The sequence below is a fragment of the Caballeronia sp. LZ034LL genome (genome assembly GCF_031451215.1).
Taxonomy (GTDB): Bacteria; Pseudomonadota; Gammaproteobacteria; order Burkholderiales; family Burkholderiaceae; genus Caballeronia.
The window spans coordinates 1,341,687-1,354,544 of sequence record NZ_JARUXR010000002.1 but is presented as its reverse complement, the minus strand read 5'-3'; the positions used below and the strand labels follow the sequence as shown (position 1 = coordinate 1,354,544).

General features: G+C 63.0%; 13 protein-coding genes. All 13 read left to right on the top strand.

Going from position 1 to position 12,858, the window contains the following annotated elements:
- Positions 1–76: 76 nt before the first annotated feature.
- Positions 77–2,410, top strand: a complete 2,334-nt coding sequence (locus QCE83_RS20695) for an ATP-binding protein (protein ID WP_309815130.1) — start codon at positions 77–79, stop codon at positions 2,408–2,410.
- 15 nt (positions 2,411–2,425) lie between these two features.
- Complete coding sequence (locus QCE83_RS20690) at positions 2,426–3,154, top strand: methyl-accepting chemotaxis protein (RefSeq protein WP_309815127.1); 729 nt, start codon at positions 2,426–2,428, stop codon at positions 3,152–3,154.
- The gene (locus QCE83_RS20685; RefSeq protein WP_309815124.1) at positions 3,151–3,687 is read left to right on the top strand and encodes a hypothetical protein; all 537 of its coding nucleotides are present in this window, start codon (positions 3,151–3,153) and stop codon (positions 3,685–3,687) included. The genes QCE83_RS20690 and QCE83_RS20685 overlap by 4 nt, the downstream gene beginning before the upstream one ends.
- Positions 3,688–3,745: 58 nt before the next feature.
- A complete protein-coding gene (locus tag QCE83_RS20680) occupies positions 3,746–4,111 on the top strand; it encodes a response regulator (protein WP_309815121.1) in 366 nt (121 codons plus the stop codon).
- A gap of 84 nt (positions 4,112–4,195) precedes the next feature.
- Complete coding sequence (locus QCE83_RS20675; RefSeq protein ID WP_309815118.1) at positions 4,196–5,053, top strand: LysR family transcriptional regulator; 858 nt, start codon at positions 4,196–4,198, stop codon at positions 5,051–5,053.
- A 196-nt stretch (positions 5,054–5,249) separates the two neighbouring features.
- Entirely contained in the window at positions 5,250–6,134 is an 885-nt protein-coding gene (locus QCE83_RS20670) for an alpha/beta hydrolase (protein ID WP_309815115.1), read from the top strand.
- 139 nt (positions 6,135–6,273) lie between these two features.
- On the top strand, positions 6,274–7,635 hold the full coding sequence (locus QCE83_RS20665) for an amidase (protein WP_309815112.1): 1,362 nt from the start codon (positions 6,274–6,276) through the stop codon (positions 7,633–7,635).
- A 19-nt stretch (positions 7,636–7,654) separates the two neighbouring features.
- Positions 7,655–8,536: a polysaccharide deacetylase gene (locus QCE83_RS20660; protein WP_309815111.1), complete on the top strand. Its 882-nt coding sequence runs from the start codon at positions 7,655–7,657 to the stop codon at positions 8,534–8,536.
- Positions 8,537–8,562: 26 nt separating this feature from the next.
- Positions 8,563–9,936 carry an MFS transporter gene (locus tag QCE83_RS20655; RefSeq protein WP_309815107.1) on the top strand — a complete coding sequence of 458 codons (1,374 nt, stop codon included), beginning with the start codon at positions 8,563–8,565 and terminating at the stop codon, positions 9,934–9,936.
- 13 nt (positions 9,937–9,949) lie between these two features.
- Complete coding sequence (locus tag QCE83_RS20650) at positions 9,950–10,705, top strand: SDR family NAD(P)-dependent oxidoreductase (RefSeq protein ID WP_309815104.1); 756 nt, start codon at positions 9,950–9,952, stop codon at positions 10,703–10,705.
- A 24-nt stretch (positions 10,706–10,729) separates the two neighbouring features.
- Positions 10,730–11,488, top strand: coding sequence for an SDR family NAD(P)-dependent oxidoreductase (locus tag QCE83_RS20645; protein ID WP_309815533.1), 759 nt, complete (start codon positions 10,730–10,732; stop codon positions 11,486–11,488).
- Between the two features lie 12 nt (positions 11,489–11,500).
- The gene (locus tag QCE83_RS20640; protein WP_309815101.1) at positions 11,501–11,809 is read left to right on the top strand and encodes a hypothetical protein; all 309 of its coding nucleotides are present in this window, start codon (positions 11,501–11,503) and stop codon (positions 11,807–11,809) included.
- Positions 11,806–12,852: a GTP-binding protein gene (locus QCE83_RS20635; RefSeq protein ID WP_309815098.1), complete on the top strand. Its 1,047-nt coding sequence runs from the start codon at positions 11,806–11,808 to the stop codon at positions 12,850–12,852. Before QCE83_RS20640 ends, QCE83_RS20635 begins: the two co-directional genes overlap by 4 nt.
- Positions 12,853–12,858: the final 6 nt, after the last annotated feature.

Below are 12,858 nucleotides of genomic sequence, written 5' to 3'. Positions count from 1 at the left end.
CCCGAACACATAAAAGTCAGACCAGACGGGCGGTCGCTACAAGCGGCCTGTATTGCAACGAAACGGGGATTCACAGATGACCATCAGGCAGCGTATTGCCTTGCTCGTCGTGCTCATGCTTTTGGCACTGACGGCAATCGGCGGCTATGCCGTCAAGCGGACTCACGACAGCGCAAGCGAAGTGCATCAGGTGACGCAAGGTGTGGTGCCGAGTGCGCTCGCCTCCGCGGATCTCGCCGCGCAAGTCAAGGACGTACAGATCGCGACGATGACGCTGGTCTACGCACCGGACGCACAGATCGCCGCGCAGGCGCGCGAGCTGTTGACCGAGCGCGAGCGCACCTTGAAAGCAGCGCTCGACGTGCAGGAGCGCGCCGCGAACAGCACCGCGCAAAAGGGCCTCGTCGTGCAGGCGCGCGAGAGCCTCGCGAACTACTTCGACGCCATCAAGCAAACCGAGCAGATGCAGGCGGAAGGCAAGAGCGCCTTCGCGCAGGCCTTCCTGTTCGCGAACGTCGCGCAGTACAAGGACGAGCTTCAGGGCATTGTCGAGACGCTGCGCATCGAGAAGAATCGCGAGAAGGACGCGGCCATCGGCACGCTGAACGACGCGCTCGCCACGACGAGCGTCATCATCGCCGCGGCCATGGGTGTCGCCGTGCTGATTCTGGTGGGCATCAGCGTGCTGCTCTACCGGCAGATCTCGTTGCCGCTCAGCCGCATGCAGATCATGATGAGCGAGATTGCATCGAGTCAGGACTTCACGCGCCGCGTGCCGGTGGAACGCATGGACGAGATCGGCCATTCGATCGTCGCGTTCAACGGCATGATCGAGAAGATCCAGGAAAGCTCGCAGCAACTGAAGCAGCGCACCGCCGACATCCAGGCGATGTTGCAGAACATGCCGCAAGGCATTCTCACCGTGGTGCCGGGCGCGACGATCCATCCCGAGTATTCGGCGTTCCTCGAAGCAATCTTCGAGACGGATCAGCTTGCCGGCCTGCGCGTGATGGATGTGGTGTTCGGCGCTACGGATCTCGGCAGCGATACGCTGGATCAGCAGGGCGCGGCCATCGATGCCTGTCTGGGCGAAGACATCATGAACTTCGACTTCAACCGGCATCTGCTTGCCGATGAAATCGTCAAGGACATGGGCGACGGCCGCAAGAAGGTGCTCGACCTGAGCTGGTCCGCCATCACGAACGAGGAAGGCGTGATCGTGCGCCTCATGCTGTGCGTGCGCGACGTCACCGAGTTGAAGGCGCTGGCCGCCGAGGCGGGCGAACAACGCCGCAGGCTCGACATGATCGGCGAGGTGCTCGCCATCAGCCAGGAGAAGTTCGAGCGCTTCATGCAGAGCGCGGCGAGCTTCGTCGGCGAGAACGAGCGCATCATTCGCGAACATGACATTCCGAGCAAGGAAGCGGTCGCACAACTGTTCCGCAACATGCATACGGTGAAGGGCAACGCGCGCACCTATAGCCTGCAGCATCTGACGAGCGTGGTGCACGACACCGAGCAACGCTACGACGCGATCCGCCAGGACAGCGGCGACACGCTCTGGAATCGCGACGAACTGATCGCCGACCTGGAGCGCGTGCGCGCGGCGCTGCAAAGCTATGCGACGGTCAATGAAGTGAGCCTGGGACGCAAGACATCGGCGGGACAGGGCGGGATCGATCGCGAGTTCATCCAGAAGAACATCGAGCTGCTCGAAGCCGCCGATACCAACGACGCAGAGGCGCTCGCCGCCGTGCGCGCTTCGCTGCATCGCATGTTGCGGGTGCTCGATACGGAAAGCATCGGCGATGCACTGGATGCGCCGATCGGCTCGCTGCCTTCGCTCGCGAAGGAACTCGGCAAGCCCGCGCCGCGCGTGAGCGTGACCGATCACGGCTGCCGTATCGGCGGTGAACTGGCGGGCCGTCTCGCCAATGTCTTCACGCATCTTTTGCGCAACAGCATCGATCACGGCATCGAGACGGCGGAAGAACGGATGGCGCAGGGCAAGCCGGCGGCGGGCTCGATTCATGTCGATGCACGCATGCACGGCGATGATTTGCGCATCACGCTCGGCGACGATGGCCGCGGTCTCGCGCTGCACAAGATCCGCGAGCACGCGCTGCAGCGCGGCTGGCTGGATACGGCGACGATTCCCGCCGACGAAGCCCTCGCCGAACTCGTGTTCCGCCCGGGATTTTCGACGGCGCAGAACGTGACGGAGGTGTCGGGGCGCGGTGTCGGCATGGATGCGGTGCGGGCGTTCGTCGAGCGGGAAGGTGGCCGTATCGAGATGCAGTTCATTGATGAAGGTCAGGGCGCTGCGTTTCGCGCGTTCCGGACGGTCGTGTGGCTGCCGGCGAGCGTGGTGATCGAGGAAGAAGCCGGCTTCGATGCCGTGAGTGGATAACGGAAGGTGATGGCAATGGAGTACAAGTGGATGGCGGCCTGCGTGGGCGTGATGTTCGTCGTGAGCGTGATGTTCTGGGCGCATAAGATGAGCAAGAGGCATCTGGGCATTCAGCTGCAACAGGACAGCGCGTTTCGCGAGCGGATCAGTGCAATCGAAAACGCCTGCCGCGATGAACTGGCGGCGAGCGGCAAGCGCATCGATGAACTGACGCAACAGGCGACTGCGCTGCAAGCCGCGCTCGACCGCGCGCATGCCGAACGCGACGACCTGCACCACACGCTGACGGCCGCACGAGCGCACGCGGACGAGCGCCTGCAACAGGCCAGCCGTATCGCCGATGAAGCCGCGCGCCTCAAGGTGCTTACGCTCACGTTCGAGCGCTGGCACGAGCAGATGATCTCGCTGATGGCGCAGAACCGCGACATGCATTCGAAGAACCAGGAGCTGTCGGCGATCGTGCAGCACGTGCTGATCGTGTCGCTCAATGCGTCGATCGAGGCGGCGCGCGCGGGTTCGGCGGGGCGCGGGTTCTCGATCGTCGCGAGTGAAGTGCGGTCGCTGGCTTCGCGGTCGCAGGAGTTGTCGAAGAGCTATCGCGACAGTTTGCTGCGCAACGACCTGACTACTGCCGCCACGTTCCAGGACATCCAGGCGGGCGGCAAGATGATCACGGCGTCGCTCGGCAGCGTGGAAATGCTCGCGGGCCGGTTCCGCACGGAGATGGAACAGGTGGCCGCATGATTTCGGAAGAGGCACGGCGCAGTATCGGGCAGATCGTGGAGCAGGCCGTGTGCGCGCGATTGCGCGCGCGAGACGATGCGCCGATGGAAATCACGGAGGCCGACGAGCAGCAGCATCGCGCGATGTTGCCGATGCATGCATTGGTGCTGACGATCTCGTCGCTCACGTTCCGCCTGCTCTTCGTGCTGCACTTCAGCGACGACGACGCCACCCGCGCCTGCTATCCCGGCGCGAAACGCGAGCAGGCGCTGGCGGACGTGCTGATGGAACACGTCAACCTGTGTTGCGGGTCGATCAACCAGCAACTGGTCGCGCATTTCCCGGATCTGGGCATGTCGACGCCGTTTGCGTTGAGCAGCCGCTGCATCGACTTCATCGATGAGCTCAAGCCGGATCACGTCTGGCGTTACGCCCTGCGTCCGGGGGGCGAAGCGCATCTGGCAGTCACGGCGTGCGTCTGCGCGCAGGCGCCCGTGGACTTCGCGGCAAGCGCCATGGAGGAACAGAGCGACGGCGAACTCGAGCTGTTCTGAACCCGCGCGGGACTGTGTCAATGGCAATGAAGCGCCTCGGGCGCAAGGAATGAGAAAGATGGCAAAGGTATTGGTAGTGGATGATTCGAGCACGGTGCGCGATGAAGTGGCCGGCTTTCTGAAGAGCAGCGGACTGGATGTGGCGACCGCGGTGGACGGCAAGGACGGCCTGGCGAAACTGCGCGCGGATGCGGGCATCCGTTTGATCGTCAGCGACGTGAACATGCCGAACATGGACGGCCTGACGATGGTCGAGAAGATTCGCGGTGAACTCGCGAACCAGACGGTCAACGTCATCATGCTCACGACCGAAAGCAGCCCGGCGATGAAGGAGCGGGGCAAGGCCGCGGGCGTGAAGGGCTGGATCGTGAAGCCGTTCAAGGGCGATGCGGTGATCGCCACGTTCCGCAAGCTCGCTTCGTAGCGAGGTGAAGCGGGCGGTGTGAGGGACTGCGCTTTCTGGGAGAATCGTTTTCTTCTCTCCATGCGGCGTGACGTCACTCAGGCTATGGGCCCACAACTGGACATCGATCTGCTGCGCAACTTCGTCGCCATTGCCGAATCCGGCGTGATGAGCCGCGCGGCCGGCGAGGTCGGACGCACGCAGGCCGCATTGAGCCAGCAGATCAAGCGGCTGGAACTGATCGTCGAGAAACCGCTGCTCGTCCGCGGCGCGCGTGGCGTCACGCTGACCGTGCACGGCGAGCGACTCCTCGTGCATGCACGCAGGATTCTGCGTACGCACGATGACGCCGTGGCCGAACTCATCGGCGAAAGTTTGTCCGGATCGTTGCGGCTCGGTTGTCCCGAGGATTACTCGCAGGTCTTCGTCCCGCCGATTCTGCAGGGATTCGCGATGCAGCATCCGCAGGTGCTGATCGAAGTGGTCTGCGCGCCGACCGTGCGCCTGCTGCATCTGCTCGATCAGCATGACCTCGATCTGGCTATCGTCTCCGTGCCGGACAGTGCGCGCAGCGATCAATTCCTGCGTCGCGAATCATTCGTGTGGGTTGGCAGCGGCGAAAGCGACGCGATGAATCACGACCCCTTGCAACTCGCGCTCTCCGAGCCTGGCACGCTGGATCATCAGGCGGCCATTACGAGTCTTGAGCGCATCGGCCGGAAATATCGTATTGCTTATGCAAGCGCCAGTCTCGCGGGACTGACGGCGGTGGTGCGCTCGGGACAGGCTATCGCGGTGCTGACGCAGCATGCCGTGCCGCCCGATCTCGTGACCTTGCCGGCATCGAACAGCTTGCCTGCATTGCCTTCCGTGGGCATCGTGGTGCAGCGCGGCCGTGGGCCTTCTTCCCGACTGCTCGACCGCTTCGAAGGGCACGTCAAATCCGTGCTGCCGCTGCTCTGACCCGGCGCGACCGGGCAGCGCCGATGCCCGGTCATTCTTCTCCATCCCCGAATGGTGCCTTCTTGGTTTGAAGGATTCTGCCGTCGCGATCAATCCGGCAACATGGATTCAGTTGCGCTGCAGACATAACCCCGAGAGCCTCCATAGCTTCTGACGAATGCAGCGTTGTGATGTCCTTCCAACAGGAGATTCGATCATGACTTCGATTCCAGTCGTTCGCTATCAGTCTGAAAACATCGACGGCCTCAACGTGTTCTATCGCGAAGCCGGTCCGAAGGATGCGCCCGTGGTGCTGCTGCTGCATGGCTTCCCCACTTCGTCGCATATGTTCCGCAATCTCATTCCGGTACTCGCCGGAAAGTATCGTGTGATCGCGCCGGACTACCCCGGCTTCGGTCAAAGCGATGCGCCGGATCACAAGACCTTCAAGTACGGCTTCCAGGCTTTTGCCGATATCGTCGATACCTTGCTGGCGCGGCTTGGCGTCGAACGCTTTGCCATGTATGTGATGGACTATGGCGCGCCGGTGGGTTATCGGCTTGCGCTGAAGAATCCGGCGCGTGTGACGGGCCTGATCGTGCAGAACGGCAATGCGTATGAAGAAGGACTGCGTGAGTTCTGGAATCCGATCAAGGCTTACTGGAACGACAACTCGGCGAAGAATCGCGAAGCGCTGCATGGTCTCGTGACGCTCGACATCACCAAGTTCCAGTACACCGACGGCGTCTCGGACGTGTCCCGTATCAGCCCCGACAACTGGGTTCACGATCAGGTCCTGCTCGACCGTCCGGGCAACCGCGACATCCAGATGGACCTGTTCCTCGACTATGGCACGAACGTGCCGCTCTATCCGCAGTTCCAGGCGTTCTTCCGCGAACACCGGCCGCCGACGATCATCGTCTGGGGCAAGAACGACAAGATCTTCCCGGAAGAAGGTGCGCATCCGTATCTGCGCGATCTGCCCGATGCGGAAGTGCACATTCTGGACACGGGGCACTTCGCGCTGGAAGACAAGCTCGATGAAATCGGTCCGCTGCTGCTCGGCTTCCTCGATCGCACGATTGGCGCGAAGAAGGCCTGAGCGAACTGAGCCATTAGCGAGTCCATGAGGGCAAATCAGGGTAATCCCTGATTTGCCCTTTATTTTTGTTCCCGTCACTGTAAACGGATGTTGTTGACGAAGTACATTTTCAACATTCATTCGTTCAAGGTGACTTTGCTTGAGTTCATCGATCATCCAGGGCGTCAGCGCCCGCGCGCTCGCCGAGGCCTATGCCAAGGGCAGCGCCGATCCCGTCGAGGTCGCGCAACAGGCGCTGTCGGCTGCGCGCAAGGCCAATAGCGCATTCATCTCCTTCGATGAAACCCGCACGCTGGACGAAGCGCGCGCCTCCGCGCAGCGCTGGCGCGACAAGCGTCCGGCCAGTGCGCTCGATGGCGTGCCGGTCGCGTGGAAGGATCTCTTCGATATCAGCGGCAGCGTGACGACGGCCGCTTCAGCGCTGTATCGCGACCGCGCGCCCGCCACGGCCGACGCGCCGCTCGTCGCGGCCAGCGTGCGCGCAGGTTTGGTCGGCATCGGCAAGACCAATCTCAGCGAGTTCGCGTATTCGGGGCTCGGCCTCAATCCGCACTTCGGTACGCCATTCAATCCGGCCTTCGAGGGCGCGCATCGCGTGCCGGGCGGATCGTCGTCGGGCAGCGCGATTGCGGTGGCGATGGGCGTCGTGCCGATCGCCATCGGCACCGATACGGCCGGCTCCATTCGCGTGCCGGCGGCGCTGAACGGCATCGTCGGATATCGGGCGAGCAGGGCGCGCTATCCGCAGGCAGGCGTGACTGGCCTGTCGCGTTCAGCCGATACGCTCGGGCCGCTTGCCCGCACCGTCGCGGACTGCGCGGCATTCGACGCCGCCGTGCGCGGGCAACCCGTCATCGCGGCGACGGCGGACGTGCGCGGTCAACGCTTCATCGTGCCGACGGGATGGCAGACGCGTTTCGCGGTGACGGACAGCGTCGCGAACAACTTCATGCGCTTCGTCGCGATGCTCGTGCGGGCCGGCGCGCGCATCGACGAAATCCCGCTCGCGGCATTCGACGAAACCTGCGAACTGCTGAAGACACGCGGCTGGTTCGGTTCGCTCGAAGCGTTCGAGCTTTATCGACCGGTGCTCGATTCCGCCGACGCCGAGCGTATCGATCAACGCGTGCGTACGCGCCTCGAACTGAGCCGCGCCGTGCCGCCTTCACGTCTCGCTGAACTGCTCGATGCACGCGCGCCATTGATCGCGCGCCTGCGCGACGAACTCGCGGACGCGACCATGCTGCTGCCGACCGTGCCGCACGTCGCGCCTGAAGTCGCGCCGCTGGAACGCGATCCCGACCTGTTCGCGAAGGTCAATCTCGCGACGCTCTCGATGACGATGCCCGGCAGTTATCTCGACACGCCCGCATTCGCGATGCCGACCGGCGTCGACGAACAGGGACTTCCCACCAGCGTGCAGTTGATGCGCGCGCAAAACGACGACGACGCGCTGATCGGTGTCGCACTGGCCGTCGAGCAGACGGTCGCACTGAACTGAATTGCTCAAGGAGAACGGTATGGCCAAGGAAATACTCGTTGCATTCGGCATCGACGTGGATGCGGTGGCCGGATGGCTCGGCTCGTATGGCGGAGAAGATTCGCCCGACGACATCTCGCGCGGCTTGTTCGCGGGCGAGGTCGGCTCGATGCGGCTTTTGAAGCTGTTCGAGCGCGAGAAGATCAGAACGACCTGGTTCATCCCCGGTCACTCGATTGAAACCTTCCCGGAGCAGATGAAGGCGGTTGCCGATGCGGGACATGAGATCGGCATTCATGGATATAGCCATGAGAATCCGATTGCGATGACGCCCGAGCAGGAAGAGGCCGTGCTCGACCGCAGCATCGAACTGGTGACGCAACTGAGCGGCAAGCGGCCGACTGGTTACGTGGCGCCGTGGTGGGAGTTCAGCAACGTCACGAACGAATTGCTCGTGAAGAAAGGCATCAAGTACGACCACAGCCTGATGCACAACGACTATCACCCGTACTACGTGCGCGTCGGCGATTCGTGGACGAAGATCGATTACAGCAAGCATCCGGACACGTGGATGAAGCCGTTGCAGCGCGGTCACGAAACGGATCTCGTCGAGATCCCGGCGAACTGGTATCTCGACGACCTGCCGCCGATGATGTTCATCAAGAAGGCGCCGAACAGCCATGGCTTCGTGAATCCGCGGCATCTGGAAGAGATGTGGCGCGACCAGTTCGACTGGGTGTATCGCGAGCATGACTATGCGGTGTTCCCGGTGACGATTCATCCGGACGTGTCGGGCCGTGCGCAGGTGCTGCTGATGCTCGAACGATTGATCGCGCATTTCCGCAAACATGAAGGCGTGCGCTTCTGTACATGCGACGAGATTGCCGACGACTTCCTGCGGCGCAGCCCACGCAAGTCCTGACCCTCACCGACCCAAGGCCCCGACCCATGAACTCCTCTCCCTTGCGCGAAGGCGCGACGATGGACGGCAAAGCGCCGTCCGCTTCATCCGGATTCAAACTCGAGACGATCCTGCCGATTGACGTGAAACGCGCGACCATCGTCGCGTTCTTCGCGTGGGTGTTCGCCGTGTATGACTTCATCCTGTTCGGGACGCTGTTGCCGGAGATCGGCAAGCACTACAACTGGGATGCTGCCGCGCAGGCGGAGATTGCCACGCTCGTGGCGATCGGCACGGCGGTGATTGCGTTTGCGATCGGGCCGTTACTCGACCGACTCGGCCGCAAGGCGGGCCTGCTGTGGACAGTGGCGGGCGCGGCGGTCTGCTCGGGACTCACCGTGGTGGGCGGCGCGATGGGACAGGTCCCGCTCGTGCTGATCCGCTCGCTTTCCGGCTTGGGTTATGCGGAGGAAACGGTCAACGCGACCTATCTCAACGAACTGTATTCGGCCGCCAACGATCCGAAACTCAACGCGCGCAAAGGCTTCATCTATAGCCTCGTGCAGGGCGGCTGGCCGATTGGCGCGCTGATCGCATCGGGGCTGACGGCGCTGCTGCTGCCGCGCATCGGCTGGCAAGGCTGCTTCGTGTTTGCGACGTTTCCGGCCATCGTCATTTTCTTCATGACGCGGCGGCTGAAGGAAAGCCCGCAGTTCCTGCTGCACAAGCGCATCAAGCAATTGCGCGAAGCCGGACAGGACAGCGAGGCGCGCGGACTGGCGAGTGCCCATGCAGTGGATTACGAAGAGCATAGCCGCGCGGGACTTGCGGAAGCCTTTCGCGGCAGTGCACTGCGCGCGACGCTCGTGCTCGGCGGCGGCATCCTGCTGAACTGGTCGGCGATACAGGTCTTCAGCGTGCTCGGCACGACGGTGCTCACGCGCGTGCACGGCGTGTCGTTCGAGAACTCGTTGCTGATTCTCGTGTTGTCGAATGTTATTGGCTATTGCGGTTATCTGAGCCATGGCTTTATCGGCGACAAGATTGGCCGGCGCAATACGCTGGCTATTGGCTGGATGCTCGGCGGGCTGGCGTTCGCGGGCATGTTGTTCGGGCCGAGCAGCTCGGCGGTGGTCGTCGCGTTGTATAGCCTTGGGCTGTTCTTCCTGATCGGGCCGTATTCGGCGGCGCTGTTCTTTATCGGCGAAAGTTATCCGACTGCGATTCGCGGCACGGGCAGCTCGATTGTTCATGCGATGGGTCCGATCGGCGCGATTCTCGCGGGCGTCGGCGTCACGTCGATGCTGAATCACGGCGGCGACTGGCTGCATGCGGCGCTGTGGTTCGGCGCGGTGCCGTGCTTCCTGTCCGGCGTGCTCATTCTGTTCGCGCGGCATGTCGATCCCGCCGACGTCAAATAACCTGGAGGTCTTCGTGAAAGTTGCATTGGTGACAGGCGCGGCAAGCGGTATCGGGCAAGCGCTGGCGGTGGCGTATGCGGAGCAGGGCGTGGCTGTTGTCGGCGGTTATTTTCCCGGTGATCCGCACGATCCGCAGGCCACCGCGCATGCTGTGGAAGCGGCGGGCGGGCAATGCGTGATGCATGCGGTGGACGTGACATCGGCGGATGAAGTCGAGGCCTTTGCGCAAGCGGCGATGGCGCGTTTTGGGCGCATCGATTACGCGGTGGCGAATGCGGGCTTGCTGAGGGCATCGCCGTTGACGGTCATGAGCGATGACCAGTGGCATCAGATGCTCGATGTCGACTTGTCCGGCGTCATGCGGACCTTTCGTGCGGCGGCGCGCCACATGACGGACGGCGGCGCGATGGTGGCGATTTCATCGATTGCGGGCGGCGTGTACGGCTGGGAAGATCACACGCATTATTCGGCGGCAAAGGCGGGCGTGCCGGGCTTGTGCCGCGCGGTAGCGATGGAACTCGCGCCGCGCAATATCCGCTGCAATGCGGTGATACCGGGGTTGATCGAAACACCGCAATCGCTCGATGCCGTCAATTCGCTCGGACCCGATGGCTTGCGCGAGGCAGCGAAGGGCATTCCGCTGAAACGTGTGGGCGCGCCGCGCGAGATCGCGACGCTGATCCGCTTTCTCACGAGCGACGACGCTTCGTACATCACGGGCCAGTCGATTATCGCGGATGGCGGCTTGACTGTGCGCTGGCCAGGCTGAACACAACGTGGAGGCATGAAACATATGGCATCGACCTTTTCACTCGATGGCCGCCGCGCGGTGGTGACGGGCGCGGCGAGCGGCATCGGCGCGGCGATTGCGAAAGCGTATGCGGAAGCGGGCGCGCGTCTCGTGCTGGCGGACCTCAACGCGGCGCGTCTCGCCGCGCAAGCCGATTTGTGCCGCGCGCAGGGCGTGCGTGTCGAGACGATAGCTGCCGATGTGGGCGACGAAGCGGGCGCTCATGGCATTGTGGACCGGTGCATCGAAGCGTTCGGCGGCATCGACATTCTCGTCAACAATGCGGGCATGCTGACGCAGGCGCGTTGCGTCGATCTCAGTGCTGCGATGTGGGACGAGATGATGCGCGTGGATCTGCGCAGCGTGTTCCTGTGCTCACGACGCGCATTGCCCGCGATGACAGCGCAGCGCTGGGGGCGCATCATCAATGTGGCGTCGCAACTGGGCATCAAGGGTGGCGCGGAACTGACGCACTATGCGGCGGCGAAGGCGGGCGTGATTGGTTTCACCAAGTCGCTCGCGCTGGAGGCGGCGCCGGACAATGTGCTGGTGAACGCGATTGCGCCGGGGCCGATCGAGACGCCGCTCGTCGATGGCATCTCTTCGGCGTGGAAGGAGATGAAGTCGAAGGAGCTGCCGTTGCGGCGCTTCGGACGCGCAGAGGAAGTGGCGCCCACTGCGGTGCTGCTGGCGTCGGATCCGGGTGGCAATCTGTTCGTCGGGCAGACGCTGGGTCCGAATTCCGGCGATGTCATGCCCTGATGCAAGGAGTGGATGGCTATGTGCGGCATGTGCGGGTTGCTGGGCGGCGGACGGCATTGGTCGAACACGGTGGCGGCGGGCGAAGGCGCGAACGCGCGACGGCAACGCTATGTGCAGGTGGCGCATGCGAACCGCGTGCTTGAAGGGTATCGGCTGACGCTCGCGGATTTTCATGGGCAGTCGTTCGTGCTGTCATCGCCGACGGGTGCACAGCTTATCGTCGAGAACTTCATGCAGATATGGAAGGCCGCCGAAACGATGCTTGGCAAACCGCTCGATCCGCTCGCCATGTTCGCCGATGACGACGAGGCGCGATCATGAGCCTGGCCTACGATGTCATTCCGGTCACGATCGTGACGGGCTTTCTCGGCAGCGGCAAGTCGACGTTGCTGGCCGATGTGCTCAAGGGCGATGCGGCGCGCGACACGGCTGTGCTCGTCAATGAGTTCGGTGAAGTCGGGCTGGATCATCTGCTGATGGGCGAAGTCGAAGCGCAGACGGTGCTGCTCGATAACGGCTGCATTTGCTGTGCGATTCGCGGTGAACTGAAGGACGCGCTGGCGACGCTCTTCTCGCGACGCGCGCGCGGCGAGGTGCCGCCGTTCTCGCGGGTCGTGCTGGAGACGACGGGACTCGCGACGCCCGCGCCCATCGTCGCGACCTTGCTGGGCGACCGGATCGTGTCGAGTCATTATTCGATTGGCGCGATTGTCACTGTGGTCGATGCGCTCAATGCGGAGCAGCAACAGGCACGTCATCCGGAATGGCTTGCGCAGGTTGCGGCGGCGGATCGGTTGTTGATCAGCAAGGCGGACCTTGCTGAAGATGCCGCCGTCGATGCGCTCGAAAGCATGCTCACGCGATTGAATCCGGCGGCGCGGATCATGCGCCGCACGCGGCGTGACGATGCTTCGCTGGTGCTCGATGTTGCCGCAAATGTGCATGACTTCGCGGATCTGGTGTTCCGCTCAGGTTCGCGCGCCGTTGGGGGTGTCCGCCCGCTTGCGAGTTTGAATGCGCATCGCGGGAAGTTATCGGGTATCGAATCGTTTTGCATCGACTTCGATGAGCCGCTCGACTGGCCGGTGTTCACGCTCTGGTTCACGATGCTGCTGAACCGTCACGGTGATAACATCCTGCGAGTCAAAGGCCTGCTTGCGCTCGAGGGCGCACGGCAGCCGGTTGTCGTGCATGCGGTGCATCATCTCGTGCATCCGGTCCTGCATCTCGATGCCTGGCCGGACGGCGCGAGGCATTCGCGTCTCGTGTTCATCGCGGAACATCTCGATGGTGATGCCGTCCGCAATTCGTACCGGCGCTTTAGCCGGCATCTTCATCCACACACCGCCGAAACCGTCGATTGAACACTG